Annotated in this window: 24 protein-coding genes; 5 read left to right on the forward strand and 19 right to left on the reverse strand. The window is 68.3% G+C overall.

Annotation, left to right across the window (positions count from 1 at the left end):
• Positions 1 to 228: 228 nt before the first annotated feature.
• From ACEVQ6_RS05120 to ACEVQ6_RS05145, 6 genes are all read right to left on the reverse strand, one after another.
• Entirely contained in the window at positions 229 to 1,641 is a 1,413-nt protein-coding gene (locus ACEVQ6_RS05120; protein ID WP_374887845.1) for an ABC transporter substrate-binding protein, read from the reverse strand.
• 321 nt (positions 1,642 to 1,962) lie between these two features.
• Entirely contained in the window at positions 1,963 to 2,901 is a 939-nt protein-coding gene (locus ACEVQ6_RS05125; protein WP_374887846.1) for a helix-turn-helix domain-containing protein, read from the reverse strand.
• A 194-nt stretch (positions 2,902 to 3,095) separates the two neighbouring features.
• Positions 3,096 to 4,859, reverse strand: a complete 1,764-nt coding sequence (locus tag ACEVQ6_RS05130; protein WP_374887847.1) for a cobalamin-dependent protein — start codon at positions 4,857 to 4,859, stop codon at positions 3,096 to 3,098.
• The gene (locus ACEVQ6_RS05135; protein WP_374887848.1) at positions 4,856 to 5,659 is read right to left on the reverse strand and encodes an alpha/beta fold hydrolase; all 804 of its coding nucleotides are present in this window, start codon (positions 5,657 to 5,659) and stop codon (positions 4,856 to 4,858) included. The genes ACEVQ6_RS05130 and ACEVQ6_RS05135 overlap by 4 nt, the downstream gene beginning before the upstream one ends.
• The gene (locus tag ACEVQ6_RS05140; protein WP_374887849.1) at positions 5,656 to 6,450 is read right to left on the reverse strand and encodes an aspartate dehydrogenase; all 795 of its coding nucleotides are present in this window, start codon (positions 6,448 to 6,450) and stop codon (positions 5,656 to 5,658) included. The genes ACEVQ6_RS05135 and ACEVQ6_RS05140 overlap by 4 nt, the downstream gene beginning before the upstream one ends.
• Positions 6,451 to 6,585: 135 nt before the next feature.
• Positions 6,586 to 7,107 (reverse strand): cupin domain-containing protein, encoded by a 522-nt coding sequence (locus tag ACEVQ6_RS05145; RefSeq protein WP_374887850.1) that lies wholly within the window; start codon positions 7,105 to 7,107, stop codon positions 6,586 to 6,588.
• 172 nt (positions 7,108 to 7,279) lie between these two features.
• Here ACEVQ6_RS05145 and ACEVQ6_RS05150 point away from each other — a divergent pair, with 172 nt between their 5' ends.
• Positions 7,280 to 8,899, forward strand: coding sequence for an FAD-dependent oxidoreductase (locus ACEVQ6_RS05150; protein ID WP_374887851.1), 1,620 nt, complete (start codon positions 7,280 to 7,282; stop codon positions 8,897 to 8,899).
• A gap of 228 nt (positions 8,900 to 9,127) precedes the next feature.
• Here the strand turns inward: ACEVQ6_RS05150 and ACEVQ6_RS05155 are convergent, their stop codons facing one another.
• The 7 genes from ACEVQ6_RS05155 to ACEVQ6_RS05185 form a co-directional block, all read right to left on the reverse strand.
• On the reverse strand, positions 9,128 to 10,417 hold the full coding sequence (locus tag ACEVQ6_RS05155) for an NAD(P)/FAD-dependent oxidoreductase (RefSeq protein ID WP_374887852.1): 1,290 nt from the start codon (positions 10,415 to 10,417) through the stop codon (positions 9,128 to 9,130).
• On the reverse strand, positions 10,410 to 11,159 hold the full coding sequence (locus ACEVQ6_RS05160; RefSeq protein ID WP_374887853.1) for an ABC transporter ATP-binding protein: 750 nt from the start codon (positions 11,157 to 11,159) through the stop codon (positions 10,410 to 10,412). Before ACEVQ6_RS05160 ends, ACEVQ6_RS05155 begins: the two co-directional genes overlap by 8 nt.
• Positions 11,080 to 11,913 carry an ABC transporter ATP-binding protein gene (locus tag ACEVQ6_RS05165; RefSeq protein ID WP_374887854.1) on the reverse strand — a complete coding sequence of 278 codons (834 nt, stop codon included), beginning with the start codon at positions 11,911 to 11,913 and terminating at the stop codon, positions 11,080 to 11,082. Before ACEVQ6_RS05165 ends, ACEVQ6_RS05160 begins: the two co-directional genes overlap by 80 nt.
• On the reverse strand, positions 11,910 to 12,893 hold the full coding sequence (locus tag ACEVQ6_RS05170; RefSeq protein WP_374887855.1) for an ABC transporter permease subunit: 984 nt from the start codon (positions 12,891 to 12,893) through the stop codon (positions 11,910 to 11,912). Before ACEVQ6_RS05170 ends, ACEVQ6_RS05165 begins: the two co-directional genes overlap by 4 nt.
• Positions 12,893 to 13,843: a branched-chain amino acid ABC transporter permease gene (locus ACEVQ6_RS05175; RefSeq protein ID WP_374887856.1), complete on the reverse strand. Its 951-nt coding sequence runs from the start codon at positions 13,841 to 13,843 to the stop codon at positions 12,893 to 12,895. The genes ACEVQ6_RS05170 and ACEVQ6_RS05175 overlap by 1 nt, the downstream gene beginning before the upstream one ends.
• A gap of 237 nt (positions 13,844 to 14,080) precedes the next feature.
• A complete protein-coding gene (locus tag ACEVQ6_RS05180) occupies positions 14,081 to 15,196 on the reverse strand; it encodes a branched-chain amino acid ABC transporter substrate-binding protein (RefSeq protein ID WP_374887858.1) in 1,116 nt (371 codons plus the stop codon).
• Between the two features lie 187 nt (positions 15,197 to 15,383).
• A complete protein-coding gene (locus ACEVQ6_RS05185) occupies positions 15,384 to 16,181 on the reverse strand; it encodes a GntR family transcriptional regulator (protein ID WP_374887859.1) in 798 nt (265 codons plus the stop codon).
• 74 nt (positions 16,182 to 16,255) lie between these two features.
• Between ACEVQ6_RS05185 and ACEVQ6_RS05190 the strand changes: the two genes are divergently transcribed.
• Positions 16,256 to 17,017 carry a pyrroline-5-carboxylate reductase family protein gene (locus ACEVQ6_RS05190; RefSeq protein WP_374887860.1) on the forward strand — a complete coding sequence of 254 codons (762 nt, stop codon included), beginning with the start codon at positions 16,256 to 16,258 and terminating at the stop codon, positions 17,015 to 17,017.
• A gap of 40 nt (positions 17,018 to 17,057) precedes the next feature.
• Here ACEVQ6_RS05190 and ACEVQ6_RS05195 read toward each other — a convergent pair whose 3' ends face one another.
• The 3 genes from ACEVQ6_RS05195 to ACEVQ6_RS05205 form a co-directional block, all read right to left on the reverse strand.
• Complete coding sequence (locus tag ACEVQ6_RS05195) at positions 17,058 to 19,439, reverse strand: transketolase (protein WP_374887861.1); 2,382 nt, start codon at positions 19,437 to 19,439, stop codon at positions 17,058 to 17,060.
• Positions 19,440 to 19,566: 127 nt separating this feature from the next.
• Positions 19,567 to 20,061 carry an Lrp/AsnC family transcriptional regulator gene (locus ACEVQ6_RS05200; protein ID WP_374887862.1) on the reverse strand — a complete coding sequence of 165 codons (495 nt, stop codon included), beginning with the start codon at positions 20,059 to 20,061 and terminating at the stop codon, positions 19,567 to 19,569.
• A gap of 121 nt (positions 20,062 to 20,182) precedes the next feature.
• Positions 20,183 to 22,045, reverse strand: coding sequence for a sigma-54-dependent Fis family transcriptional regulator (locus ACEVQ6_RS05205; protein ID WP_374887863.1), 1,863 nt, complete (start codon positions 22,043 to 22,045; stop codon positions 20,183 to 20,185).
• A gap of 228 nt (positions 22,046 to 22,273) precedes the next feature.
• Between ACEVQ6_RS05205 and ACEVQ6_RS05210 the strand changes: the two genes are divergently transcribed.
• Together ACEVQ6_RS05210 and ACEVQ6_RS05215 are read left to right on the forward strand one after the other, a co-directional pair.
• Positions 22,274 to 23,326, forward strand: a complete 1,053-nt coding sequence (locus ACEVQ6_RS05210; RefSeq protein WP_374887864.1) for an NAD(P)-dependent alcohol dehydrogenase — start codon at positions 22,274 to 22,276, stop codon at positions 23,324 to 23,326.
• A gap of 184 nt (positions 23,327 to 23,510) precedes the next feature.
• Positions 23,511 to 23,753 carry a ribbon-helix-helix domain-containing protein gene (locus ACEVQ6_RS05215; protein ID WP_374887865.1) on the forward strand — a complete coding sequence of 81 codons (243 nt, stop codon included), beginning with the start codon at positions 23,511 to 23,513 and terminating at the stop codon, positions 23,751 to 23,753.
• A gap of 64 nt (positions 23,754 to 23,817) precedes the next feature.
• Here ACEVQ6_RS05215 and ACEVQ6_RS05220 read toward each other — a convergent pair whose 3' ends face one another.
• Genes ACEVQ6_RS05220 through ACEVQ6_RS05230 form a run of 3 tightly spaced genes read right to left on the reverse strand, consistent with a single transcriptional unit; the run spans position 23,818 to position 25,477 of the window.
• Entirely contained in the window at positions 23,818 to 24,009 is a 192-nt protein-coding gene (locus tag ACEVQ6_RS05220; protein ID WP_374887866.1) for a hypothetical protein, read from the reverse strand.
• Positions 24,010 to 24,026: 17 nt separating this feature from the next.
• Entirely contained in the window at positions 24,027 to 25,136 is a 1,110-nt protein-coding gene (locus ACEVQ6_RS05225) for a WD40 repeat domain-containing protein (protein ID WP_374887867.1), read from the reverse strand.
• Positions 25,133 to 25,477 carry a hypothetical protein gene (locus tag ACEVQ6_RS05230; RefSeq protein ID WP_374887868.1) on the reverse strand — a complete coding sequence of 115 codons (345 nt, stop codon included), beginning with the start codon at positions 25,475 to 25,477 and terminating at the stop codon, positions 25,133 to 25,135. The genes ACEVQ6_RS05225 and ACEVQ6_RS05230 overlap by 4 nt, the downstream gene beginning before the upstream one ends.
• Before the next feature lie 65 nt (positions 25,478 to 25,542).
• Here ACEVQ6_RS05230 and ACEVQ6_RS05235 point away from each other — a divergent pair, with 65 nt between their 5' ends.
• Positions 25,543 to 25,806 (forward strand): hypothetical protein, encoded by a 264-nt coding sequence (locus ACEVQ6_RS05235; protein ID WP_374887869.1) that lies wholly within the window; start codon positions 25,543 to 25,545, stop codon positions 25,804 to 25,806.
• The last annotated feature ends 11 nt before the right edge of the window (positions 25,807 to 25,817 follow it).

Genomic DNA, 25,817 nt, shown 5'->3' on the forward strand with positions numbered 1-25,817 from the left:
TGTCCTCCGCACACGGTCGCCGGAAAGAGCGTCTGGATGCCGCTTTGGCGGAGGGCCGGCGCGCCTTGTCGGCGGATGCGGTCCCGCGGCCATCATGGCATCGGATGGGAAACATGTCGGCGCTTCGCCGCCCCCCGACGGCGCGTGGCGCGCCCGGCCGCAGCAGGCTTGTTCCGACGATGCCGCCGCGCATTCCTGCGCGGCGGCGATCAGCGTGGACTGGGAGGTTTACTTGCGGTAGCCGAGCGTCTTCAGTTCGGTGTCGACGGCGGCGGCGGCCTGGTCGAGGGCCTGGTCGGCCGTCAGTTCGCCGGTGATCGCCTGGAAGATGAACGGAGCGGCAACCTCGCGCACCTGGTTGTGGAAGGGGAACGGAGGCGCGCCGCGGAAGAGCTTGCCCTGGTCCTTCATCAGCGTGTAGTAGCCGCTGACCTTGCCGTCCTGCTCCTTGACCTTCGGGTCGTCATAGGTCGAGGTGTGGGTGACGCGGGACGAGGCGACCGCCCAGTCCGCCTGGACCTCTTCCTGGCCGATGAACTGGACGAAGAGCAGTGCCGCGTCCTTGTTCTTCGACGAGGTCGGGATGCCGAAGGCGCCGCCGTCATAATAGCCGATATAGCCTTCGCCGCTCTCGGCCGCGGCCATCACGCCGTCCTCGACCGGGGGCAGGGCGACGCCGACCTTGCCGACGACGTTCGACTTCGCCGGATCGGTGGCGATCCAGGCGGCGTTCTCGCCATAGACGAAGCCTTGAGCGGCGCGGCCGGCGGCGAAGGTGGCCGCGACTTCGTCCCAGGTGCTGCTCGTCGATTCCGGCGGGGCGAAGTTGAGGTTGTCGAGCCACCACTTCAGCGCGGCCTTGCCCTCGGGGCTGTTCATCTTGCCGCCGTTTTCGACGGAGGCGCCGAAGTTCTCGAGGTTGATGCCCCAGTTGTAGATGCCGAAGGTCGGCGCGATCGATTCGACATATTCGTAGTACGAGGCCGGGTGGCCGGTGCTCGCCTGGACGGTCGTGCCCCAGAGCTCGATGCCCTTTTCCTTGCCGAGCTCGGTGAAGAATTCGGCGATGTCGCGATACTGCTGGTGGGTCTTGGCCGGCGCGAGGTCGTAGCCGTACTTGGCCTTGAATGCGTCCTTGTTCGCCTGGTCGTCGAAGAGGTCGGTGCGGTAGAGGTAGATCTTCAGGAAGGCTTCCATCGGCACGCCGAAGAGGTGGCCGTCGGAGCCCTTGAAGTTGTCGATGAAGGTGGTGAACTTCGACGGGTCGAAATTCGGCGACTTGATGCCGGCGTTCTCGTCGAGGCTCTTGGTGATGTCGACGAGGAAGTTGCGCGAGAGGTACGAATAGATGATGTCCTGCTCGATGTAGACGAAGTCATAGACGCCGGTATTGGCTTCCATGTCCTTGATCGCCTTGTCGTACATCTGGTCCCAGGAGGTCGCCTCGAACTCGACGGCGATGCCGGTCGCCTTGGTGAAGGCGGGGGCCAGAACGTCGCGGACATACTGCGACGGGGCGGAGCTTTCCGAAATGCCACGGATGGTCGCGCCCTTGAGCTTGGCGCCGGCATCCGACCAGAAATCGGCTTTCGCGGGCATCACGCTGGCCATCAGGCCGAAAGCGAGAGCCGCAAGACCCATGCCATGTTTCCTGTACATGCTTTTCCTCCACGGATAATTGACGGACCGCGGTCGTTGCGCGGCCACTCCCCAAACCGGCGTCAGGCCGGCCGTCCCGAACGACCCGCGCCCGGCTCCTCCCGGCTGCGAGATCGCTTTCGCCCAGTGAAATCCCGATCTTTCGGAAGGGCTTGCGCTGGTCGTGACGGGAAGATTAGAGGCGCAATGCGGGCCACGCCACGCGTGGGTGTCTGCCGACCGATACTTTTCGGCCTGTGCAGATGCAGCAAAACGGCCGATTGTGCAAAGCAATATGGCGGAAGCGCCCGGTCGCGCGCGGCCTCAGACGAGGCCGGCCGCGTAGCCGCGGATCTCGCGGAAGGGATCTGCGCGCGCCTCCGTGCCGACCTTGTGGGCGCTGCGGCGGTAATCCGACGGCGTCCGGTGGCAGATCTTGAAGAACTGCCGGTTGAAGTTGGCGACATTGTTGAAGCCGACGTCGAAGCAGATGTCGGTGATCGGCCGGTAGGTCTGGGTCAGCAGCGAGCAGGCGGCGTAGATGCGCGCCAGGATGACGTAGCGGGCGAAGGTGTGGCCGGTGTGGCGCTTGAAGAAGCGCGAGAATGTCTGCGGCTCCATGCCGGCCTGGCGCGCGACGGTGGCGAGGTCGAGGTCGTCGCTGTAGTGCTCGAGGATGTAGCGCATGCCGGCGTCGAGTTCGGCCGGCAGCGCCACCTTCTCGCGCAAGGGGGCGAGCCGCGACAGCGTCCGCCGTTCGGCCGGATTGCGCGACAGGGCGATCATCAGTTCCATGAAGAGGACGATGCGGGCCGGCCCGTCGGCATGGCCCATCTGGCCGAGAAGCTTGGCGCCGGCCGCAGCCGTCGCGCCGAGGAACTCGACGCCATAGGCGGCGTCGTCGAAGAGCGTCTGGACGGGCGCCAGTTCGGGGCAGAGCCCGGCGATGCGGTCGGCCCAGTCGGGCGTGAACTGGATCAGCATGTCGCGGTTGCGCACCATCTTGCCCGGCTCGATGTCGCTCACCCAGTTGTGCGGCACGTTCGGCCCGGTCAGCACGAGGCAGCCCGGCTCGAATTCGCCGATATGGTCGCCGACCATCATCACGCCGGAGGTCGCGCGGGTGAGGTGCAGCTCATATTCCGGATGGTAGTGCCACTTGGCGCCGAAGAAGGGATAGTCGTGCATGTTCCAGCGGAACGACTCCGCCGGCGGGCAGATGATCATCTCGAAATCCGGTACGATCTTCAGGTGGGCCTTCATGGTCGTCTCCTCCCGCCGTGCCGGCTTGTCCCGTGCCGGCCGCTCCGCGTTTCCGGCAGCCCGCGGCCTCCGCCCCGCCATGCTTCCGCGCCGTCCCGATCATCCGACAACAGGGGGAGCGGGCGCAAGCGGGAAATCGCGCATTGTCCTGAGCGGGAAGCGGGAGAAGCCGTTGCGTCCTGCGGACCGGCCCCTCAGGCGGCGGGGCGGGGCGTGTCGCGTCTCCGGATCGCGGCGAGCAGCGGAAGCATGTCGTCGAGGGAGGTGCAGGGCGTGACGCCGAGCGCCTTCAGATCCGCGGTGACGTCGACGGGAAGGCCGGAATTGGACTCCTCCGGGATCTCGTTCAGCCGCCCGCCCACCATGACGGGCAGCGCGAGACCTCTTTCCGCCAGAACCCGTAGCACGTCGCGGGCATAGCGCAGCGCCACGCCGTTATAGGTGCTGATGGCGATGACGTCGGCGTAGCCTGCGACCGCCCGGTCGACCAGAACGTCCGGATCGACCGCGACGCCGCCGTCGACGATCGCGACACCGAGGCCCTCGAAGGCCTGCTCGACCAGATACTTGCCGTGCTCGTGCACGTCGGTCGTGCCGATGCAGGCGACGAGGCCGCCAAGGTCGCCGAGCGCGCCCGCGCCCTTTTCCGCCACCCAGTCGCGCGCCATGTGGTTCAGTTCCTGCGCCCATTCGGCGAGCACGAGCGGCCGGCGCGTCTCCTCGCCCGACAGGAGGCCCGGGCCGAAGCGCTGCTCCATCCGCTTCGGCCCCATCCTGCGGATCGCCAGCATCAGGGCCGCCGGGTCGCGGATGTCGACGCCGAGTGCGGCGAGGCCGGCAAGCGCTGCGTCGGCGAAGCGCCGCCCGCCGTCGACCAGCCGGTCGGCCAGCGCCTCGACCGGGCCCCAGTCGGTCAGCGCCTCGTAGAAATGCGCATGGCCCGCGAGCCGCGTGGCGAAGGTCTGCGCGTCGATGATCTCGTCGACGTCGGGAATGCGGCTGTTCTCCGTCACCGGCACCGGATTGACCGCATGGCCCGCCGGCCAGCGGCGCAGCGCCATGATGTCGGCCATCAGGTAGCTCGACAGGCTGGCGTAATTGCCGGCTGGCGTCGACTGGTAGCTGACCGTGTTGCCGAAGATCATCGTGCCCGGCGTGTCGTTGACTTTGAGCAGCGCCGCATGGAAAGCCATGCGCGACAGGGGATCGGAGAAATGATGGCCATAGCAGTGCGAGACCCTGGCGCCAATGAGGTCGTCGACGATGTATTTCTCGATGACGACCATGCCGAGCGCGCAGCACATGTCGAGGAAGAGGCCGGCGAAACCGTCGTCGAGATTGGAATGGACGAGGATGTCCGTCTCCTGCGCCGCGATCAGGCCGAGCGCGGTGACGGTCGCCTCGGTCGTGGCGACGTCGTCGTCCCAGTAGGGCAGGCGGAAGGTGAAGTACTGGCCGAGATTGCCGATCGCCGTGGCGCCGGCAGCGATCGCCGCACGGGTGTTTTCGAGCGCTCCGGGCAGGCCGAGCATGAAGTCGCCGAAATGGGCGGCCGCCGGCGTCGCCTCGATGATGCGGGAAAAGTCCTCCGCCCCCGTCAGCACGATGCCGGTGCCGCGCGGCGCCTTCTCGCGCATCGCCAGCGGATAGCCCATCGACCAGTCGAGCGTGATGCCGAAGCGGTCGACCGTGACGCCGCCCTTCGCGCAGGTCTCGTGCACATGGTCCATCGCCCAGAGCGTGCGCTCGACATTGCGGAAGCCGATATGGGCATGCTGCATGATCCGGCCCGCCGCACCGGCCTCGCGCTTGTAGGCGGCCTCTGACGCCGTCGCCCGTTCGCGCATGAAGCGGCTGGTGCCGAGCCGCCAGTCGCCCGCCATGGCGCGGCCCTCGGCGACGAGGTCTGCGCCGGGGCGCATGCGTTCGGCCTTCAGTTCTGCGGCAATCTCGCTCATCGGTTTCGATCCTGTTGCCGGAGGAAGGTTTCAACGCGGGCGGCGAATTCGGCTGGGTGGGCGGCCGGATAGAAATGTCCGCCGGTCATCGTCTCGAGATGCGCGCCGGGAATGGCGGCAGCGGTCGCTTCGGCCAGATAAAGCGGGACCATGATGTCGTCGCTGCCGCCGATCACCAGCGTCGGGCAGCGGATCGCACCGAGATCGGCGAGGCGGTCGAAGTCGAGAAGCATGCGGATCCGGGCGATCGTCACGGAAAGAGGCGCAAGGCGTTCGCCCGCCCGGGCGGCAGCCTCGGTGAGCGCCGTCTCGCGCCCGGAAAGCCAGGCGGCGTCATGGCCGAGCACATGGGTGAGCGTCTGGTAGGCCTCGGTCAGGCCATGGGCGAGGAGTGCCTCGCGCACGGAAAAGATCATGCGGAAGCGGGCGTCCGGCCGGCTCCAGCTGCCGCTGATGACGATGGCCTCGACCCGTTCCGGCCAGTCGAGCGCCAGCGTCTGGACGACGGCGCCGCCGGTCGAATGGCCGACGAGGCGCGCGCCGCCGATGCTTTCCGCGTCGAGGATGCCGAGGACGTCGCGGGCGATGCGGCCGATCGTGTAGGTGCCGTCCGGCCGGTCGCTGCGCCCGGCGCCGCGATGGTCGGCGACGATCACCCGGTAGCGTTCGGCCAGCAGCGGCGCGACGCCCGACCAGAAGCGTCCGTCGCCGCCAAGGCCGGGCAGCAGCAGGAGCGGCGGTCCCTCTCCGGAAACCTCGTAATGGATGCGGCAGCCGTCATCGGCGACATAGGCGCTCATCGGGCGGCCCCGGCAAAGGCCTCGATGGCGGCAATCACGCTCAGCGCCGTCAGCATCGAGGTTTTCGGATTGTCCGGCGAAGGCGTGTTGAGGAAACGGAAGAAGGCGGTGCCTGCCGCACTTTTCGCCTCGATCTCATGGGTGTTGCCGGCCGACTGCGGATCGGCGACGACGCGGACGGTGAGCCGCGCCGGGCCGATGGCGCGCGCGGCTGTGAGCGCGGCATTGAGGTTCTTCGGATAGAGGCGGGCGGCCTCGGCAGGCGACCCCTCGAAGAGAATGACGGGGGCGGCGAGCGCCTCCGGATCGTGGCCGAGCGCGGCAAGTTCGGCGCGCCAGGCGGCGGGGGGCTTGCGCGAAACGTAGGTCGCCTCGGCATCGGGAACGAGGGCGATGGTGGCGAGATAGTCGAGGCCGCCGATCGCGCCATGCGGCAGGATCAGGCGGGTTCCGCCGGAATGCCGCGCCGTCTCGATCGCCTCGACGACGGCCGGATCGGCAAGCGCGCCCGTCGAGCAGATCAGCACCGGCAGGCCGGCCGCAAGCAGCGCCGGCACATCGGCGGCGACCGCGGAATGTCCGGCCATCTCCGCGACGAGATCGGCGCCGGCGGCGACGAGCGCGCCGGCGCCGTCGACGCGGGTGACGTCGTCGGGAAGCCTCGCCCGGCTTTCCGGTCGCAGAAGCGCGGTGAAGCGAAACCCGGCGCGGCGGGAGAAATGACGGTGCACGTCCCGCGCGATGGCGCCGAAGCCGATCATGCCGAGATGCAGTCCGCGCGTCGTCGCCATCGTCTCGCCCTTCCGCCGGAGCTTTCCGGAGACAACGCGATCACCTGAACGCGCCTTCTCCGCCGTCATGCGCCGGGCATATACCACCGGCGATGCCCCACCGGCCATCTTCCGCCAACCATGCCCCAAGGGTCGTCAGGGCTTGCGCTGGTCCTGCGGCTGGGCGGCGAACACCGTCTGGCGCTCGATTTCCAGCACGTTTTCCGGCCGGGGGAAGTTTTCCGGCGCCGGATCCCCGGCCGTGCGCGGTCTTCCGATCAGCCGGAAGAAGTCCTCAAGCCCGTTCGGGATGATCAGCCAGACCCATTTCAGGTCCGTGTCGCCCTCGTTGATGAACATGTGGCGCCGGTTGCGGCCGAGGAAGACCGCCGTGCCCGGCAGCAGCGGATGGTTCTCGCCGTCGATGACGGCGCGGCCCCTGCCTTCGAGGATGTAGAGCGCCTCCTCGTTACGGTCGTGCGCGTGCTCGCGAACGTGACCGCCGGGGGCGACCGTCTGGGTGCCGAGCGCGAAGGGAAATTCCATCGGCACATGATGCGGCGCCAGCGCCACCTCGATATGGCCGTTGGCCGGCACCGGCTGCCAGTAGCTCTCGGCCTTGTCGGGACCGACGACAAGCACATGCCCGCGATCCTCCGCTCTGGTCTCTTCCGTCATCTCGGCTCTTCCTCCGGCAAAAATCGGTCGACAGGCGACGACGCTAGCGCATCTAAAGTGTCTACACAAGAGTGGACAGATTTTGAATCTTGTCCCATACTCCGTCCTGTCTTCCGGCCAACGCGGGCCCGCCAACCGGTGCATCGGCCCTCTCCATTCCACGGTGTTCTCGATGAGCGAAGTCAACCTGACCTGCGACGTGCTTGTGATCGGTTCCGGTTCCGCCGCGATGTCGGCGGCGCTCCGGGCGCGCAAGGGCGGTCTCGACGTGCTCGTCGTGGAAAAGACCGGTCTCCTCGGCGGCACCAGCGCCATGTCGGGCGCCGGCGTCTGGATCCCGGCCAACCATGTCGCGAAGGCGGCCGGTATTTCCGACAGCCGCGAGGAGGCGCTGACCTATCTGCGCGCCGCCTCTCCCGAGGGCTGGGCGAAGGACGAGGATGCGCTGTGGCAGTCCTTCTCGGAAGCCGCGCCGCGCGCGCTGGAATTCATCGAGCAGTCGACGCCGCTCGAATTCGCCCTCGTCAACGAGCCGGACCCGATTGCGGAAAAGCCGGGCGGCAAGATGAAGGGCCGCATGGTCTCGCCGAAGCCGCTGAGCCGCCGGCTGCTCGGCAAGTATACGCACAACATCCGCCGCTCGACGCTCGCGCACATCTTCACCTATCAGGAAATGGTCGATCTCGACCCCTATCACCATCCGGTGGCGGCGGGCCTCAAGGTCCTGCACAAGCTTGCCTGGCGCTTCCTCACCAACAGCGGCGGGCAGGGCACGGCGCTGATGACCGGGCTCATCCGCGGCGCGATGGATGCCGGGGTGCGCTTCCTTCTGAACGCCCGCGCGCTCGACCTGACGCAGGACGACACCGGCCGCGTCACCGGCGCGGTCGTCGAGCACGAGGGCGTCAGGAAGACGATCGCGGCCGGGCGCGGCGTGCTGCTCGCCACCGGCGGCTTCGAATGGAACAAGGCGCTGCGCGAGCGGCATTTTCCCGGCCCGATGGACCGCATCGGCAGCCCGCGCACCAACGAGGGCGACGGGCAGATCATGGCCGGGAAGATCGGCGCCAAGCTCGACCGGATGGACCAGGCGAACGTCTATCCCTGCATGCCGACCCGCTACGAAGGACAGTTGCACGGCCTGCCGATGACCTTCCAGGCCGAGCCGCATTCGATCGTCGTCGACCGCACGGCGAAACGCTTCGTCAGCGAAAACGACTTCAACATCGGTGAGGCGATGGACCGCCGCAACCCGGCGACCGGCGCGCCGCTGCACCTGCCGGTCTGGCTGGTCGGCGACAAACGCTTCCTCACCCGTTCGCTGCCCTTCCGCTGGTATGCGGCCTACGACCGCAAATGGATCGTGCGCGACGCGACGATCGAGGGACTGGCGCGGAAGATCGGCCTCGATCCGGCGGCGCTGCGCGCCACCGTCGACCGGTTCAACGGCTTCTGCGACAAGGGCCGCGACGAGGATTTCCGCCGCGGCGAGGGCGGCTGGGAGGACTACAAGGCGCATGGCGCCAAGAACAAGCTCGGCCGCATCGAAAAGGGACCCTTCGTGGCGCTGTCGCTCAACCGTTCCTTCCTCGGCACCAAGGGCGGCGCGCGCACCAACGAGCGCGGCCAGGTGCTGCGCGAGGACGGGAGCATCATCGCCGGCCTCTACGCCGCCGGCCTCGCCATGGCCAATCCGATCGGTACCCGCGCGCTCGGCGCCGGCACGACGCTCGGCCCCAACCTCACCTGGGGCTTCATCTCGGCCGAGACGATGCTGAAGCAGAACCAGTGATCGGGCCCCGGACCCTCCGCCGGTCGGTGGCGGGTCCGGTTTTCCCATGTCGGCGGATGCCGCGGGCTGGACATAGGCTCTCGGAACGCCATCGCGGGTGATCACCGGCCGGATATCCTCGCCGGCCTCCATGCGATCGACGATCGACAGGCACTCGGCCTCGAAATCCCGGATGGCCTGCGCCGCCAAGCGGCCGCGCAGCCTGTCATTGTGGCCAGGAAAGCGCCCTCAGGAAAACCGGTCCTTGATCCGGTGCCAGGGATGGATGTGACGCGCGACCTGCACGGCGACGGGATGCATCGGCACCAGCTTCAGGTCCGTCACCGGCAGCGGCATGTCGGCATCCTCAAGCTTGCCGGCGGCCCAGAGGCCGACCTTCTGGCCGAGCGTCAGCGAGAGCGCGACGCCGCGCCCGGAATAGATGCCGGCGAAGACGACGCCGGGGGCGAGGCGCATCAGCCGGGGTTTCCGGTCCGGCACGGCGCCGAACACACCTTCCCAGTATTCGTCGACCTTCGGCTCCGGCCCCAGCATCGGGAATGCGTCGGCGAGCATCTTCTGCGCCTTGGCGAGGCCGCGCGCCTTGGCATTGTGCCAGAGCGTGTGGGTGCCGCCGGTGACGATGCGGAAATCGCGGTCGTAATGGAAGGCGCGGATGTCACGCCGGGTGTCGGAGACGGCGGGGTTGTCGATCAGGATCTTGCTCCGCAATTCCGGCGGCACCGGCGCGGTCGCCGCCTGGAACACCTGCATCGGGATGATCGCCTGTTCAAGCTTCGGCCAGAATTTGCCGGTCAGCGCATTGGTGGCGAGCACGACCTGGTCGGCGCGCACCGAGCCTTGCGCCGTCTTCAGCCGCCAGCCCTTGCCATCGGGCTCGATCGCCTCGACGCGCGAATTCTCGTAGATGGCGACACCTTCGCCGGCGGCGGCGGCGGCGAAGCCGCAGACGGTGGCGTAAGGGTTGATGTGGCCGCTGTCCTTCGCCATCCAGCCACCGACATAGCGGCTGCCGATGCGGCGCGAGACCTCCGCCCCGTCAAACCATTCGACGTCATGGCCGAAGGCGCGCCACTCGTCATGGAATTTTCGCACGCGGGCGGCGGCCTGCTCGGAATGGGCCGGCTGGATCCAGCCGTTCCTGACCTGGTGCCCGTCGATCTGGTATTTCTCCATCAGGCCGAAGGCGGTGCCGGCGGCGGTCGAGACGAGGCCGTTATAGCGCTCGCCGATCGTCTTGCCATAGGCCGCCTCGATCTCCGAGGGCGAAGCCTTCGAATGATGCGAGATGACGAGGCCGTTGTTGCGGCCTGATGCTGCCGAGCCGATTTCGTTGCCCTCGAGCAGCACGACCTTCAGGCCGGTCGAGGCGGCGGCGATCGCCGTCGAGAGACCGGTGAAGCCGCCGCCGGCGACGACGATGTCGGCGGTGACGTCCTCCTTCAGCGCCGGATGGCCGGCGCCCGACGGCGCCGTCTTGCGCCAGAGATGCGGCGTCTTCCAGTCGATCTCAAACATGCAAGCTGTCTTCCGTGACATGGCCGAGATAGAGGTCGCCGAGCGCGCTGTGCGAGGCGATCTCCTGTGCGTTGCCCGCGAGCTTCACCCGGCCGGTGTTGAGCAGGTAGGCGTGGTCGCCGCATTCGAGCGCGAGCTGGACGTTCTGCTCGACGAGCAGGATGGCGATGCCTGTCTGAGACAGGTCGAGGATGATGCGGAAGATCTGGTGCACGATCTTCGGCGCAAGGCCGAGCGAGGGTTCGTCGAGCATTAGCAGCTTCGGCTCGGCCATCAGGGCGCGGGCGATCGCCAGCATCTGCTGCTGGCCGCCCGACATGCGGCTTGCCGAGGAATTGCGCCGTTCCTTGAGGATCGGGAAGAGCGTGAAGGCGTCCTCGCGCAGTGCCTCGAAGCTCTTCGTGCCCCGCCCGATATGGGCGGCGACAAGGTTCTCCTCGACCGAGAGCCGCTGGAAGATCTGCCGGCCTTCCGGGCAGTGGGCAAGCCCCTTGCGCACCACCGATTCGGGCCGTGCGCCGGTGATGTCCTCGCCGTCGAAGGTGATCGTGCCGGCGCTTGCCCGCGCCACGCCCGAGATCGAGTTCAGCAGCGTCGTCTTGCCGGCGCCGTTTGGCCCGAGGATGACGACGATCTCGTTCGGATGGACCGCGACGGAGACGTCATGAAGCACCCCGATGCGCCCGTAGCCCGAGCTTAAGCCGTCGATCCTCAGCAGCGGATTTGATCTCGTCGATGTCATTGGCTGTCCCCAGATAGGCGTGTTGGACGTCGGCGCTTGCCTGCACCTCGGCCGGCGTTCCCTGAAAGAGCAGCTTGCCGTGATGCATGACGACGATGCGGTCGCAGAGCGTCATCACCAGATCCATGTCGTGCTCGACGATGATCATGATCCGGTCCGGCGCCTTCAGCGCCGAAAGTTTTGCGGTCAGTTCCGCCGTCTCCAGATGGTTGAGGCCGGCGGCCGGCTCGTCGAGCAGCAGGACGCGCGGATCACGCACGAGAGCACGGGCGATTTCCAGCATGCGCTGGCGGCCGTAGGGCAGGTTGCCGGCATCCTCGTCGCGCCAGCCCTGAAGGTCGAAGAAGGCGAGCTTCTCCATGCAGATCCGCCGGCGCTCCTTGCTGCGCGCCCGCGCATAGGGCGGCCAGAGCACCTCCTTGACCGAGCGCCCGGCATCCTCGGGATAGAAGCAGACCTCGAGGTTCTCGAGCGCCGTCATCTGGTCGAAGAGGCGGATGTTCTGGTAGGTGCGGGCAATGCCGGAATTGGCGATCTCGTGCTTTTTCAGCCCGCTGACCTGTTTGCCGTCGAGCACGATCCTCCCCGCCGAGACCGTGTAGGACCCGGCGGTCATGTTGATCAGCGTCGACTTGCCGGCTCCGTTCGGGCCGATGATGCCGTGGATCAGCCCCGGCTCGAAGGTGACGGAGACGTCGTCGATGGCGACGTTGCTGCCATACTGCTTGCGAAGATGGTCGAAAACGAGGGTCATCGGCGGAACAGCGCTCCGAACAGTTTTTCCGGGCCGAAGCCGCGCGGCACGAGGCCGCCCGGGCGGATGATGATCAGCACGACCATCAGCAGGCCGAGGAAGAGGATGCGCCACTCGGCGAATTCGCGCAGCACCTCCGGCAGGATGATCAGGATGGTGGCGCCGGCGACGATGCCGAGGATGTTGCCGATGCCGCCGACGACGATCAGGAGAACGATCAGCACCGATTCCTGCAGGGTGAAGCTTTCGGGGCTGACGAAACGCTGCGAGGCGGCGAAGATGACGCCGGCGATCGAGCCGATCGTGGCGCTGGTGGCGAAGGCCGCGAGCTTGGCGTTGGTCGTGTTGATGCCGACGCCGCGCGCCGCGTCCTGGTCCTCGCGGATCGCCGCCCAGGCCTTGCCGAGGATCGACTTCTCCATCCGCCAGACGATGATGGCGGTCAGCACCACGGTGAAGACGAGCAGGAAGAAGATCTCGGAGGGCTTTGCGACCGGGATGCCGAGGATGTCGGCCCGGTCGAGCCGGGCGATGCCCTGCGGACCGTTGGTCAGCCAGTCCATATTGTTCATCACGATGCGGATGATCTCGCCGAAGCCGAGCGTGACGATGGCGAGATAGTCGCCCCGGAGCCTCAGCACCGGAAGCCCGAGCAGGATGCCGACGATCGCGCCCATGAAGGCGGCGATCGGCAGGATCAGGAGCAGCGGCAGGTGGATGTCGAACTGGCCGCTCGCCAGCAACCCGTAGGTATAGGCGCCGACCGCGTAGAAGGCGACGAAGCCGAGATCGAGGAGACCGGCATAGCCGATGACGATGTTGAGCCCGATGCCAAGCAGGATGTAGATCAGGAGGCCGTTGACGACGCGGATGTAGTAGTTCGGCAGGAAGGGGGTCGCGACGAGGAGCACGACCGCCGCGGCGATGATCAGGAATGCGGCCCAGCGCGGCAGGGGCGGGCGCGTGGCGGATGCGGCCATCAGAATTCCCTCTTGTAGACCATGCTTTCTTCCGAGACCGGCTCGCCGAGCAGGCCGGCGGGGCGGAAGAGCAGCACGAGGATGAGGATGGCGAAGGCGAGCACGTCGCGGTATTCGGTGCCGATGGCGCCGCCCGAGAGGATCGGCAGCAGCGCCGTGCCGCCGACCTCGACGAAGGCGAGGATGAAGGCGCCGAGCATCGCGCCGGGGATCGAGCCGATACCGCCGAGGATGGCGGCGGTGAAGGCCTTGAGGCCGACCACTGCGCCCATGCTCGGGGTCATGATGCCGTAATAGCTCGAATAGAGGATGCCGCCGGCGGCTCCGAGCACGGGCCCGAGGAAGAAGATCAGGCTGATCGAGGCATTGACGTTGATGCCGAGGAGCTGCGCCGTCGGCCGGCTTTCCGACACGGCGCGCACGACGATGCCGAGGCGCGAGCGGTTGACGAAGAGATGCAGGCCCCCCATCAGCAGGAAGGAGGCGACGAGGATGCCGATCTGCACCGAGGTCACCGTGCCGCCGAGGATCTCGTAGCGCTGGACGGGAAAGAAGCTCGGGAAGACGCGCGGCTGCGGCCCGGCGGCGATCTGCACGCCGGTGACCAGCGACAGCGACACGCCGAGCGAGCTCAGCATCGGGGCGAGCCGCGTCGAGCTGCGCAGCGGCTTGTAGGCCAGACGCTCGATGCCGACGCCGATCGCCCCGACGGCGAGCACCGCGCCGAAGAAGGCGACGGTGAGCGCGAAGGCGCCGGCCGCGCCGATGTCCGGCAGCATGAGGACGAGCAGGACGAAGGCGGCATAGGCGCCGAGCATGAACATTTCGCCATGGGCGAAATTGATCATGCGCAGCACGCCGTAGACCATGGTGTAGCCGAGCGCGATCAGCGCATAGATCGCGCCGATCGTCAGCGCGTTGAACGTCTGCTGGACGATGGTTCCTAGCATGGGGAGCCCCGCTTGATGTGCGACGACGGGGGAGGCTCGGGCGCGGCATGCCGGGCGGCGCCGGCCGCAGCCGACACTCTCGATCCGTCACATGCGACCGCGCGGGCCCGTTCGTCTCTGGCGCCGAAAACCTCGAAACGACCGGCTCTGGCCTTGCCGGCACTGCCCGAGGACGCACCGTCGATGATGCGACGGCGCGGCCTCGTTGGCAACGGCCCTGCCGGCCGGCCGGTGCGTTTACTTCTGGCCGATGAGGACGAAGTTCTTGCCTTCGACCTTGTAGAGGTAGGAGGGGGCAACCTTCAGCTCGCCGATCTCGTCGAATTCGAGCTCGCCGACGGCGGTCGAGACCTTCACGGCATGCAGCGCGTCGTTCATCTCCTCGCGCGACAGGCCCTTGGTCGTCTTCAGCACCTGTTCGAGGATCTGGCCCTGGGTGTAGCCGTAGATCGAGTAGGGGCCGGCCTCCTCGCCATACTTCTCCTTGTAGAGCTTGGCGAATTCGGCGATCGCCGGCGACGCGTCCATCGGCGGGACCTGGATGGCGACGAGCGTGCCCTGGATATTGGCCTCGCCGGCCTGGTCGATCAGCTCGGGCGTGTAGCCGCCGTCCGGAACCATCAGCGTCGCGGTGACGCCCTGCTCGTGCATCTGCTTGGCGAAGAGGGCGAGCTGCGGCATGACGGCGCCGAGATAGATCGCGTCGGGCTTCAGCGTCTTGATCTGGGCCAGCACGGCGGTGAAATCGACGTCGGTCGGCGCCACCGCGAAGGTGTTCAGCACCTTGCCGCCGCCTTCCTGGAAATTCTTGCCGAAGATCTCGGAGATGCCCTGGCCGAAGACCTGCTTGTCGTTGACGATGACGGCGGTCTTGGCGCCGAGCTCCTTCAGCGCGTATTCGGCCGGAAGCAGGGCGCCGGCGAGATCGTTGGCGACCGGGCGGACCATGAACTTGTAGCCCTGCTGCGTCAGCGCCGGGTTCGAGCCGAAGGTCATGTTCGGCAGCGAGCATTCCTCGTAGATCGGCAGGGTCGACTGGGCGACGCCGGAATTGAAGTTGACGACGGTGATGACGACGTCGTCGTCGTCGCAGAACTTCTGCGCGACGAGCGTGCCTTCGCGCGGGTCGGCCTTATCGTCCTGCTGGTTGTACTTGATCGTGACGCCGTTGACGCCGCCGGCCTCGTTCAGCTTGTCGACATAGAGCTTGAAGCCGTTGTGCCAGGTGGTGCCGAAGAAGGCCTGGGGGCCGGAGATGGGGCCGGCGATGCCGACGGTGATTTCCTCCGCCTGGACCTGCGAGGCGAGCATGGTGGTGCCCAGAAGGGCGGCAATCAGGTATTTCATCGTCATTCCCCTTATCTTGTTTCGCTCCGGCCCGTGCTGGCGAGGCGTCGTCATGGATGCGCGGCAAGCCGCCATCGGACCTGTCGGGAACCCGCTCCCTGCGACCGACGAGGGGCATCACACCAGACATCGGCGGCGACGTCAAGAAAAGTGTCGACATTAATGCATTCAAATTTGTAGATTGGCGCCGGGGTCAGCTTTCGCCGGCCTCGCGGCCGCGGCGGCGCCCTTCCGCATCGCCGACATAGACCTTCAGGAGGGCATCCTTGAGCGCGCGCTTGGTGGCCGAGACGGTCATGACGATGTGGGATTTCAACAGCTCCACCCCCTTGCCGGCATCGCGCGCGAGCGCGGCGTCGACGATGCGCGAATGGGCGGTCACCTGGTCCTGGTCGTGACTGACATGCTGGATCTGGATGCGGCGGATGAAGCGGATGCGGGCGTTGATCGTCGCCAGCTGGTTGCGGATCTCCGGATTGCCGGAGAGCTCGGCGATCAGCAGGTGAAACCCCTCGTCGAGCTGCAGGATCTCGTCCGGGTCGCGTTCGCGGTAGCGGATGCTCGCCGCCTGCCAGTAGGTGTTCAGCCTGTCGAGGTCCGCATCCGTCCCGCGCTCGCACATCAGCGTGAAGGCGGCGCATTCGATGATCGAGCGCAGTTCGTAGAGATCGAGCAGGTCGTCGATGTCGAGCGCGCGGAAGAAGAAGCCGCGGTTCGGCGTCAGCGCGACGAAGCCCTCGCTCGCCAGCCGGTTCAGCGCCTCGCGGATCGGCGTGCGCGACAGGCCGAGCGAGCGTGCGAGCTGCACCTCGTTGATCCTCTCGTCGGGCTTCAGCTGGAATTCGACCAGCTGCTTGCGGATGATCGCATAGGCCTTCTCGCTGCTGTCGGCGCTGCGGCGCGGGTCCTTGGCGGGTTTCGGCGCCTTGTCCGTCTTCGCGCTCGCGGCGGTCGCCGGCTTGCGCGCCGGCTTCGTCTTCTCGATCGTCATTCCACAAAACCTCGAAACGGCAGCATGCCGCCCGTCGCCGCGGGAGGCTCGGCGGGGCAGCGGAAAGGGAAACCATGATTATCGGAATTCTCGGCGTCGGTCATCTGGCGCATTCCATCCTTCGCAGGCTGATCGCCAGCGGCCATCCGCCCGCGGGCCTGCTTTTGTCCCCGCGCGGGCAGGCGGCCAGGCTGTCCGCTGAATACATGATCCCGCTGGCCGCAGACAACCATGCGCTGGTCGAAAGCTCGGACATCGTGCTGCTCGCCGTCCGGCCGGCCCATGCGGCGGGAGCCGTTGCCGGCCTGCCCTGGCGGGAGCGCCACCTGATCGTCTCGGCCTGCGCCGGCGTCCCGATCGCCGTTCTGGAGAAGGCCGCCCTTCGCGCGCGGGTGATGCGCATCATGCCGGTCACGGCCTGCGAGGTCGGCGCGAGCCCGACGACCGCGTTTCCCGACATCGCTGAAGCCCGCATCCTGCTCGATCCGCTCGGGCCGGTGATCCCGCTCAAGGCCGAAGCCGACTTCGAGATCGCCACCGTCAGCGCCGCGATCTACGGCTGGGCGCAGGAGCTGATCCGGCTTGCCGCCAACTGGCAGGCGGCCGAGGGGCTCGATCCCGAAACCGCGCGGCGCCTGGTGGCGCTGACCTTTTCCGGCGCCGGGCGGTTGATCGCCGAGAAGCCGGAGGGCATGGAACGGCTGCTCGAGGAACTGGTCACGCCGGGCGGCATCACCGAGCGGGGCCTTGACGTGTTGCGCGGGCGGGACGTGCCGCAGGCCTGGACGGAGGCCTGCGCCGCGGTCATCGACAAGCTGAAGGCGACGGCGGACTGACCGCCGCTGCCCTATGGGCGGATCGTCGTCGTGCGGCTGCTCAGCCGGCACCCTGCGCGTCCAGCACCTCGGCCGCCTCGACGATCGCCTCGGCATCGATGCCGAAATGGGCGTGGAGGTCGGCGACCGTGCCGGTCTGGCCGAAATGCTCGACGCCGAGCGAGACCGTCCTGTGGCCGCCGACGGCGCCGAGCCAGCCGAGTGTTGCCGGGTGGCCGTCGATGACCGTGACGATGCCCGCCGCGCGCGACAGGCCGGCAAGGAGCTGTTCGACATGGCTGATCGCCTGGCGGCTGCCGTGCCTGCGGGCCCGCTGCGCGGCGGTCCATCCCGCGTTCAGCCGGTCGGCGGAGGTGATCGCGAGTACTGCGACGTCGCCGTGACGGCCGGCGAGACGCCCGGCCGCGGCGAGCGCCGCCGGCGCCACGACGCCCTGATAGGCGACGACGACGCGGCTGCGCGGCGAGGGCGGACGCAGCCAGTAGGCGCCGTCGATGACGCCCTGGCGGAAGGCCGGGTCCTCGCGGCGCAGCGCCACCTGCTCGAGCGGGCGCGTCGTCAGCCGCAGATAGACCGAGCCGCCGGTCTGGTCGCGCAGCCAGGTGCGCGCGTCATGGGTTGCCGCACCGTCGCGCTGCATATAGTCGAAGGCCCAGTCGACGATGACCGAGAGCTCGTCGAGGAAGGCCGGTTCGAAGCTCGCGAGCCCGTCCTGGCTGATCCCGATCAGCGGCGAGCCGATCGACTGGTGCGCGCCGCCTTCCGGCGCCAGCGTCACCCCCGAGGGCGTGCCGACGATCATGAAGCGGGAATCCTGGTAGCAGGCGTAGTTCAGCGCATCGAGGCCGCGGGCGACGAAGGGATCGTAGACCGTGCCGACCGGCAGCAGCCGCTCGCCGAAGAGCGCATGGGAGAGGCCGGCGGCGCCGAGCAGCAGGAAGAGGTTCATCTCGGCGATGCCGAGCTCGATGTGCTGGCCGGCCGGGCCGAACTCCCATTTCTGCGCCGAGGGCACCCGCTCGTCGCGGAACGTGTCGGCGCGGCGGTCGCGCGAGAAGAGCCCGCGCCGGTTGACCCAGGGTCCGAGATTGGTCGAGACGGTGACATCGGGCGCCATGGTGACGATGCGCCCGGCGAGCGGATCGTCGCGCTGGGCGAGCCGGTCGAGGATCTTGCCGAAGCCCGCCTGGGTCGAAAGCTCGCGGTCGTCGAGGAAGACGGGTCCCGGAGCGGGAAGGGCAGGGGCGGTGAAGCGCCGCGTGCCGCGGGCGAAGAACGGCACCGTGGCGAGGAAATCGCGAAGCGCCCCAGGTTCGGGAACGGCGCAGAACGGCTCCCATTCCCGTCCCTCGGCGACGCCGATCCGGGCGCGGAACGTTTCCATCTGCGCCTTCGTCATCAGGCCGGCATGGTTGTCCTTGTGGCCGGCGAGCGGCGTGCCCCAGCCCTTCACCGTATAGGCGACGAAGACCGTCGGCCGGTCGTGGTCGACGCTCCGGAAGGCGTGGACGAGGGTTTCGAGGCAGTGGCCGCCGAGATGGCTCATCAGGTCGGAAAGTTCGTCGTCGCTGCGGGCGGAAAGAAGCGCGGCGACGCCGGGCTCGGCGCCGATCTCGTCCGTCAGTCGCCTGCGCCAGGCCGCGCCGCCCTGGAAAGTGAGCGCCGAATAGAGCGGGTTCGGGCAGGCGTCGATCCAGCGGCGCAGCGCCTCGCCGCCCGGCTCGCGGAAGGCCGCCTGCTGCAGCGCCCCGTATTTGACCACCTTCACGTCCCAGCCGAAGGCGGTGAAGATGCCCTCGATGCGCTGCCACAGCCCCTCGCGCACCACGCCGTCGAGGCTCTGGCGATTGTAGTCGATCACCCACCAGGTGTTGCGCAGGTCGTGCTTCCAGCCTTCCTGCAGGCACTCGTAGACATTGCCCTCGTCGAGCTCGGCATCGCCGACCAGCGCCACCATCCGGCCTGCCGGCCGGTCCTTCGACCAGGACTTGGCGGCGATGTAGTCCTGCACGATCGAGGCGAAGGCGGTGATCGCCACGCCGAGGCCGACGGAACCCGTGGAGAAGTCGACATCGTCGACGTCCTTGGTGCGGCTCGGATAGGACTGCGCGCCGCCGAAGCCGCGAAAGCGTTCGAGCTTGTCCTGCGTCTGGTTGCCCATCAGATACTGGATGGCGTGGAAGACGGGGGCCGCGTGCGGCTTGACCGCGACGCGGTCCTCCGGCCGCAGCACATGGAAATAGAGCGCCGTCAGGATCGAGACGAGCGAGGCGGAGGAGGCCTGGTGGCCGCCGACCTTCACATCGTCCTTCTCCCGGATGTGGTTGGCGTTGTGGATCATCCAGCAGGCGTGCCACAGCACCTGCCGCTCCAGGTCCCGCAGGCGCGCCAGCGCCTCGGGCGCCATCACCGGTTCCGTCATGCTCTCCTCCCTCGCTCCCGTTGCCCGGCGAGATTACGCCGGCAGAGGCGGAAAAGCTTGCCGGATATCTCCGGAGCCGGCGCGGTCGCCGGCAGGATCGACCGGATCCGGGCCGCATCCGGGTCAATCATTTCATCCGGCGCAGGTGCCCCGTCGGCAGCGCGGTCGTGTACTTCACCTGGTCGAGGGCGAAGCTGGAGCGGATGTTGGCGACGCCCGGAATCCGCGTCAGGCAATCGAGCATCAGTTCCTGGTAGCGGATCAGGTCCTCGATGACGACGCGCAGCAGGAAATCGGCCTCGCCGGTCATCAGGTAGCATTCCATCACCTCCGGCCGTCCGCGCACCGCCTTGATGAAGACGTCGAGCGAATCCCGGTCCTGCTTCGTGAGCGTCACGTGGACGAAGACATTGACGGCGAGGCCGAGCCTCAGCGGATCGACGAGCGCGACCGCGCCCCGGATCACCCCTTGCGCCCGCATCTCCGAGACGCGCCGCCAGCAGGGCGAGGCCGAGAGGCCGACGCGCTCGGCGAGTTCCGCATTGCTGATCTCGCTGTCCGCCTGGATCAGATCGAGGATGCGCAGGCTCGCCTCGTCCAGGAGTTCGGATGGATGCGGCACGTTTGACCTCCCTTGGGCAGCGATCCGGAAGACCTATCCCCGATGTTCCGGCCTTGGCAAGAACGGTTCCGGCTGCGGGCCGCAGTGGGGTGATGCTTCCGACCGGCCCGGCAGGGCGTCATCAGGGACGCACATGCTTGTAGACGGTGGTGCGCGACAGTCCCAGCCTCTTGGCCGTATGCGAGATGTTGCCGCCCGTCTGGCGGTGGACGGCGCGGATCTCCTGGCATTTCGCCCGGCTCAGGGGCCGCTCGCCGCACTCCGCGCAGCAGTCGCCCGCCGTCGCCTGCGAAGGGCGCGCGTCGAAACAGTCCTCGTCGAGGAAATCGCCGCGCCTCCGGATCAGCGCCCGCTGCAGCACGGTCTTCAGCTCGCGGATATTGCCCGGCCAGGGGCGGGCGGACAGGGCCGCGACCGCCGCGTCCGTCACCGGCGTTCCCGGCGCCAGGGTCTCGACCAGCGTCCGCACGATCGCCGGAAGGTCGGAGCGGGCGCCGAGCGGCGGAAGGCGCACGGTGAAGGCGTTCAGCCGGTAGAGGAGATCGGCGCGGAAGCCGCGCCCTGCCACCATCGCCTCGAGGTCGCGGTTCGTCGCCGAGACGATCTGCACGTCGACGCGCTCCGTCCTGCTGGCGCCGACGGAGCGGACCTCCATGCCGTCGAGGAAACGCAGCAGCGCGGTCTGCGCGGCAAGCGGAATGTCGGCGACCTCGTCGAGAAACAGCGTGCCGAGATGGGCGGCACGCGCGAGCCCCGGCGCGCCCTCGCTGCGGGCGTTGGTGAAGGCGCCGCGCTCGTGGCCGAACAGCTCGGCGATGAAGAGGTCCTCCGGCACGGCGCCGCAATTGACCGCGACGAAGGCGCCCTTGCGCCGGCTGAGGCGGTGGACGTGCCGCGCCATCAGCTCCTTGCCGGTGCCGGTCTCGCCGGTGACGAGCACCGGCATGGCGAGCGCCACCGCTTCGGCGAGGTCTTTCAGCGCCCCGCGCAGCGCCGGATCGTCCGAGACGAAATCGGGTGCCGCGTCCGACGGCATCGGCGGCGGGGCGGCCGCGGGTTTCGGGGAGGGCGCGCCCTGGCTTTGGCCGATCTGGCGGCAGATCATGAAGACGCCGCTGCCGGCCCGATCGCGGACGCGGATCACGCCGCCGCCCATCAGCCCGTCCATCGCCGCGCCGAAGCGGGCGTCGAACAGCGCGTCGAAGCGGGCGCCGAGGCGGGCGGGCAGGCCGGCGAGAAGCGCCTGCGCCGCCCGGTTGACCGAGGTGACTTCGCCGTCGACCGAGACCGAGAGCAGCCCGGCCGAGAGCGTGTCGAGATATTCGGCGCGCGGATGGAAGGCGAAGACGAAGCTCTGCGAGGAGTGCTGGAAGACGAGGCTGTTCTCGATCTGGGCGGCGGCCATGCGGACGAGGGCGTGGGTGTGTTCCTGGCGCGCCTCGAAGGCGCAGGAGGCGTCGAGCAGGCCGAGCACCGTGCCGTCCGCGCCGACGACCGGCGCCGCCATGCAGCTGAGGTGCCCGTGGCTGACGAAATAGTGCTCCCGCCCGTAGACGGCGACGGGGCGGCGCGCGGTGGCGACGAGGCCGAGCGCATTGGTGCCGCGCTCGTTCTCGTTCCACCGGCTGCCGGGAATGATCGCGCGGCCGGCGCCGCTGTCGGCGAAATGCTGGTCGCTGATCGTGTCGAGGACGACGCCGTCGGGATCGGCGAAGGCGATCATGAAATTGGAGCCGGCGATCTGCGCGTGCAGGAGCTGCATCTCGGCCATCGCCAGCCGGCGCACGGCGGCATGGGCCTCGCGCCGCCGCCGGACGTCGGAAAAGGGGATGACGCTTACCCCCGGCGCCGCACGCGGATCGAGCCCCGCGTCGCGGCAGCGCAGCCAGCTTTCCGCGACGATAGGCTGCAGCGCGCCGGCCGGAAAGCGGTCGCCCTTCTCGAGCGCCTGGCGGGCGCGGTCCATGCCGGACAGGTGCTGCATGTCTCCTCCTTCATGCAACGACCGCGTCAGGATACCAGCGGCTCCCGCGGCGCGGCAATAGACAGAAACTGGACAGTCCGCCCGTCCGATGCGTCCAGCGGCTGGACGGCGCGGCGGGCTCTGATCCGGTCAAGCTCATGACGTATCTTGATAATTTCGCCTGGCACGGCGGTTGCTGATCTTCCGTCGTCGCCGGCATCGATCCGGCCAGTGGAGGAGACAGCAAGCATGAAGGCGCAGGTTCTGAAACGGTATGACGACCATCTGAAGGCGGGCGACTGGGTGTCCTACGAGGATGTGCCGGATCCGAAGATCACCAAATCCACCGACGTCATCGTCCGCATCGGCGGCGCCGGTGTCTGCCGCACCGATCTTCACATCATCGAGGGCGTCTGGCGGCCGCACATGGACAAGGACGGCCAGTCGCTCCTGCCGCTGATCATGGGCCACGAGAATGCCGGCTGGGTCGAGGCGATCGGCAAGGAGGTCGAGGGCATCAAGGTCGGCGACCCCGTCATCGTCCATCCGAAGATCTCCGGCGGCACCTGCCTTGCCTGCCGGCGCGGCTTCGACATGCACGGGCCGGGCACCTTTCCCGGCCTCGACTGCAATGGCGGCTATGCCGAATATCTCTGCACCTCGGAGCGCAACATCGTGCCGCTGCCGAAGACGCTGACGCCGAAGGAGGTCGCGCCCTATGCCGATGCCGGGCTGACCGCGTATCGCGCCGTCAAGAAGGCGACGCGCCACCTGCTGCCCGGCGAAAGCTGCGTCGTCATCGGCGCCGGCGGGCTCGGCCATATCGGCATCCAGTGCCTGAAGGCGATGTGCGCCGCGGACGTCATCGTCGTCGATACGTCGGACGATTCGCTGGCGCTCGCCGGCAAGATCGGCGCCGACCGGCTGGTCAAGGCGGACGGCAACGAGGTCGAGGCGGTGCTGCAATTGACCGGCGGCCAGGGCGCCGAGGCCGTGATCGACTTCGTCGGCGAGAAGGGCACGACGACGAAGGGACTGGCGATGACGCGGCCGATGGGCAGCTACTACGTCGTCGGCTATGGCGAGGAGATCCGCGTGCCGACGGTCGACATGGTGATCACCGAGAAGAACATCATCGGCAATCTGGTCGGCACCTGGGCCGAACTCGTCGAACTGATGGCGCTTGCCGATCGCGGCCTCGTCAACCTCACCACGGTGGAGTACCGGCTGGCCGATGCCAACAAGGCGCTGCACGACCTCAACAGCGGCAAGATCCACGGGCGGGCCGTGCTTGTTCCGTAACCGGCTGCCGAGGGAGGGCGGCCGTCGCGACGGGCCGCCCTCCCTCGGCGCACGCCGTCGGGAAGGGAAGACATCGCTCTCCGTCCGGGTCCGGGCGGGGAGTGTCGTCATGAGCGGGCCGCGCGGCGGCAGGGAGGAGACCATGATGTGCAGGATGTTGGCGGCGGAGCGCCGGGAGCGTTTCATGAAGATCAATCGTTCGGTGCGCATCGCCGGGCACTCGACGAGCATCCGGCTGGAGCGGGCCTTCTGGGAGGTGCTCGAGGACATCGCCAGCCGCGAGGGCCTGTCGACGCCGAAGCTGATCGCGGCGCTCTACGACGAGGCGCTCGAGCAGCATGGCGGCATGCCGAACCTCGCCTCGCTGTTGAGGACGGTCTGCCTGCTTTATCGCGACGGCACGCCGCAGCAGCTTCGCCCCGGCTGAAACAGCCCTTCTGGTGCCCGTCCCGCCGGGAGTGGTGCTCCCGGCGGGACGACACCGTTTACGCTCAGCTCGCCCGTGCCTTGCCGGCGAGGCGGCCCGGATCGGCGCGGCCCTCGGCGATCCAGCGGGCGCCAAGCACCAGCGCGCCCATGCTGAAATCGCGGCCGTGCTCGGCCACCATCTCGCGGGAAAGCGCGGCGATCTTCTCGAAGAACAGGTCCTTGCTGGTGTCTTCGGGGGTAAGCTCTGTCTGCATGGTTTCCTCCTTTGATGTCATTTGAAGAGCTGGGCGGGAAAGGTCACGACGGCGAGCGTGCCGCCCTCGTCGCCGAGCGCGAGATGCCGGCCGTCCGCTGTCCAGGCGAGCGCCGTCACCGGCGCGCCGGCGGGGCGCACGATCAGGTCCTCGCGGCTGCCGAGGGGCGCGACGACGACCTGGCCGTTGGCGTAGCCGGCGGCGACGAGCCGGCCGGCCGGTTGCGCCGAAACCGCCGTGACCAGGGCAAGGCCGGCGCGGCCGGTCAGCAACGAGCCGTCGGCGCTGCTGGCGATCGGCGGCGGCTGCATCGACCAGGCCGCGATGCGGTACGCGCCGGCCGCGATGAACGCGCCCTCGCCGCCGAAGCAGAGATCGGCGACGGGGCCTGGAAAATCCTCGATCTGCACCGGTCGCCCGGCAATGGCGTCGACCAGGCAGAGGCCGTGGCGTTCGAGACCGGCGGCGAGCCAGCGTCCGTCGCCGCTCCAGGCAAGCGTCAGGACGGCGGCCGGCACCGGCAGGCGGAAGACGGACCTCATGGCGCTGCCGACAACGCGGATTTCCAGCCGCTCCCCGCCAGCGAGCGCCAGCCGCGTGCCGTCGGGCGAAAGCGCGATCCGGTCCGTGGCGGTTCCGGCAAGATCGAGCTCCACCCTCTCGCCGTCGCCGGAAAGCAGCGTCAGCCGGTCGCCCGCGACGAAGACGATCCGCTCCGTTTCCGCATTCCGCTCGAGCGCGGCGACGGCATGGTCCGCGACCTTCATCGCCTCACTCGTCTCTCCCGCGCGGCTGAGGCGCACGAGCCGGCCTTCGCCGGTGCCGCAGAGGAAGCCACCGCCGGCATCGGCGGCGATCGCGCTTCCGTCCTTGACGCGGGTGATGATCAGCGGCGCCGGCCTGCCTTCGCGCGGCTTCAGCCCGGTCTGCCCGCCCTCGGTGACGATTCGCGCCTCGGGCGGCTCGTTGTCGGCCATGCGGGCGAAGACGACGGTGCCGTCCTCGCCGCGGGCGGCGAGCAGCGTGTCGTCGACATTGAAGCGGATCTCCCGGACCGGCGACGGCCGTTTCCAGTGGCGCGCAAGCAGGTCGAACAGGGTGAGGTTGGGCGTCGTCTGCTGGTTCATGTCTGTCCTCCGTTCGAAACCGCGATCAGCCGGTCGACCTCGGCGATTGCGTCCTCGGCCGCGACCGTCTCCTGCAGGCAGTCGAGCTGGGCCGAGCGCAGCGCCGTTTCCTTTTCCAGAACCTCCTGCAATTCGCGCGCCAGTTCGCCATCGCCGGGCGCGGCGCCGAGCGCGATCTCGAGGCGCAGTACCTCCATCTCGATGCCGGAGGTTTCGCGGATCAGTCGCTGCATCCGGGCGGTCAGCGCGGCAACGCCCGCCGTCAGGGCGAGCCTGCGTTCGAGCAGGTGGACGACGGAGGCGGGCGCGGGCGGGGCGGGGAACAGGTCTTGACCGTTCATCGGGCTTGTGTCCTTCCTGAAGGGGAGTGCGCGGGAAAGCGCGCGAAAGCGACGGGAGGCATGCCATGTTCGACAGCTTCGGGCCCGCCTTCTTCGCCGCGCTCCACCGGGCAGCGCAGGACCGCCTCGACCCCGGCCATCCCTGCCTGGAGCGGCTCGCCGCCGCCGGAGCCGCCGATGATCCGGCCGCCACCCTCGCGGCGCAGGAGGCGCTCGCGGCGCTCGATCCGGCGGTCGCCGAGGCCGTGATGGCGCAGGCACACCGGCTGCTGCGCGAAAACCCCGCCGGCCTCCTCTCCGCCTGGCCCTCGGCCCCGACGCGCCACTGAAAGCGACGTTC

The organism is Ensifer soli, assembly GCF_041928815.1.
Taxonomy (GTDB): domain Bacteria; phylum Pseudomonadota; class Alphaproteobacteria; order Rhizobiales; family Rhizobiaceae; genus JBHFEI01.

Bases quoted from the DNA above. Each gene is read 5' to 3' on its own strand.
- ACEVQ6_RS05190 (WP_374887860.1), top strand. From the start codon at position 16,256: ATGATTATCGGAATTCTCGGCGTCGGTCATCTGGCGCATTCCATCCTT.
- ACEVQ6_RS05155 (WP_374887852.1), bottom strand. From the start codon at position 10,417: ATGTTTGAGATCGACTGGAAGACGCCGCATCTCTGGCGCAAGACGGCG.
- ACEVQ6_RS05225 (WP_374887867.1), bottom strand. From the start codon at position 25,136: ATGAACCAGCAGACGACGCCCAACCTCACCCTGTTCGACCTGCTTGCG.
- ACEVQ6_RS05145 (WP_374887850.1), bottom strand. From the start codon at position 7,107: ATGACGGAAGAGACCAGAGCGGAGGATCGCGGGCATGTGCTTGTCGTC.
- ACEVQ6_RS05220 (WP_374887866.1), bottom strand. From the start codon at position 24,009: ATGCAGACAGAGCTTACCCCCGAAGACACCAGCAAGGACCTGTTCTTC.
- ACEVQ6_RS05165 (WP_374887854.1), bottom strand. From the start codon at position 11,913: ATGACCCTCGTTTTCGACCATCTTCGCAAGCAGTATGGCAGCAACGTC.
- ACEVQ6_RS05180 (WP_374887858.1), bottom strand. From the start codon at position 15,196: ATGACGATGAAATACCTGATTGCCGCCCTTCTGGGCACCACCATGCTC.
- ACEVQ6_RS05140 (WP_374887849.1), bottom strand. From the start codon at position 6,450: ATGGCGACGACGCGCGGACTGCATCTCGGCATGATCGGCTTCGGCGCC.
- ACEVQ6_RS05230 (WP_374887868.1), bottom strand. From the start codon at position 25,477: ATGAACGGTCAAGACCTGTTCCCCGCCCCGCCCGCGCCCGCCTCCGTC.
- ACEVQ6_RS05160 (WP_374887853.1), bottom strand. From the start codon at position 11,159: ATGACATCGACGAGATCAAATCCGCTGCTGAGGATCGACGGCTTAAGC.
- ACEVQ6_RS05210 (WP_374887864.1), top strand. From the start codon at position 22,274: ATGAAGGCGCAGGTTCTGAAACGGTATGACGACCATCTGAAGGCGGGC.
- ACEVQ6_RS05175 (WP_374887856.1), bottom strand. From the start codon at position 13,843: ATGCTAGGAACCATCGTCCAGCAGACGTTCAACGCGCTGACGATCGGC.
- ACEVQ6_RS05215 (WP_374887865.1), top strand. From the start codon at position 23,511: ATGAAGATCAATCGTTCGGTGCGCATCGCCGGGCACTCGACGAGCATC.
- ACEVQ6_RS05150 (WP_374887851.1), top strand. From the start codon at position 7,280: ATGAGCGAAGTCAACCTGACCTGCGACGTGCTTGTGATCGGTTCCGGT.
- ACEVQ6_RS05130 (WP_374887847.1), bottom strand. From the start codon at position 4,859: ATGAGCGAGATTGCCGCAGAACTGAAGGCCGAACGCATGCGCCCCGGC.
- ACEVQ6_RS05135 (WP_374887848.1), bottom strand. From the start codon at position 5,659: ATGAGCGCCTATGTCGCCGATGACGGCTGCCGCATCCATTACGAGGTT.
- ACEVQ6_RS05235 (WP_374887869.1), top strand. From the start codon at position 25,543: ATGTTCGACAGCTTCGGGCCCGCCTTCTTCGCCGCGCTCCACCGGGCA.
- ACEVQ6_RS05120 (WP_374887845.1), bottom strand. From the start codon at position 1,641: ATGGGTCTTGCGGCTCTCGCTTTCGGCCTGATGGCCAGCGTGATGCCC.
- ACEVQ6_RS05170 (WP_374887855.1), bottom strand. From the start codon at position 12,893: ATGGCCGCATCCGCCACGCGCCCGCCCCTGCCGCGCTGGGCCGCATTC.
- ACEVQ6_RS05195 (WP_374887861.1), bottom strand. From the start codon at position 19,439: ATGACGGAACCGGTGATGGCGCCCGAGGCGCTGGCGCGCCTGCGGGAC.
- ACEVQ6_RS05125 (WP_374887846.1), bottom strand. From the start codon at position 2,901: ATGAAGGCCCACCTGAAGATCGTACCGGATTTCGAGATGATCATCTGC.
- ACEVQ6_RS05185 (WP_374887859.1), bottom strand. From the start codon at position 16,181: ATGACGATCGAGAAGACGAAGCCGGCGCGCAAGCCGGCGACCGCCGCG.
- ACEVQ6_RS05205 (WP_374887863.1), bottom strand. From the start codon at position 22,045: ATGCAGCACCTGTCCGGCATGGACCGCGCCCGCCAGGCGCTCGAGAAG.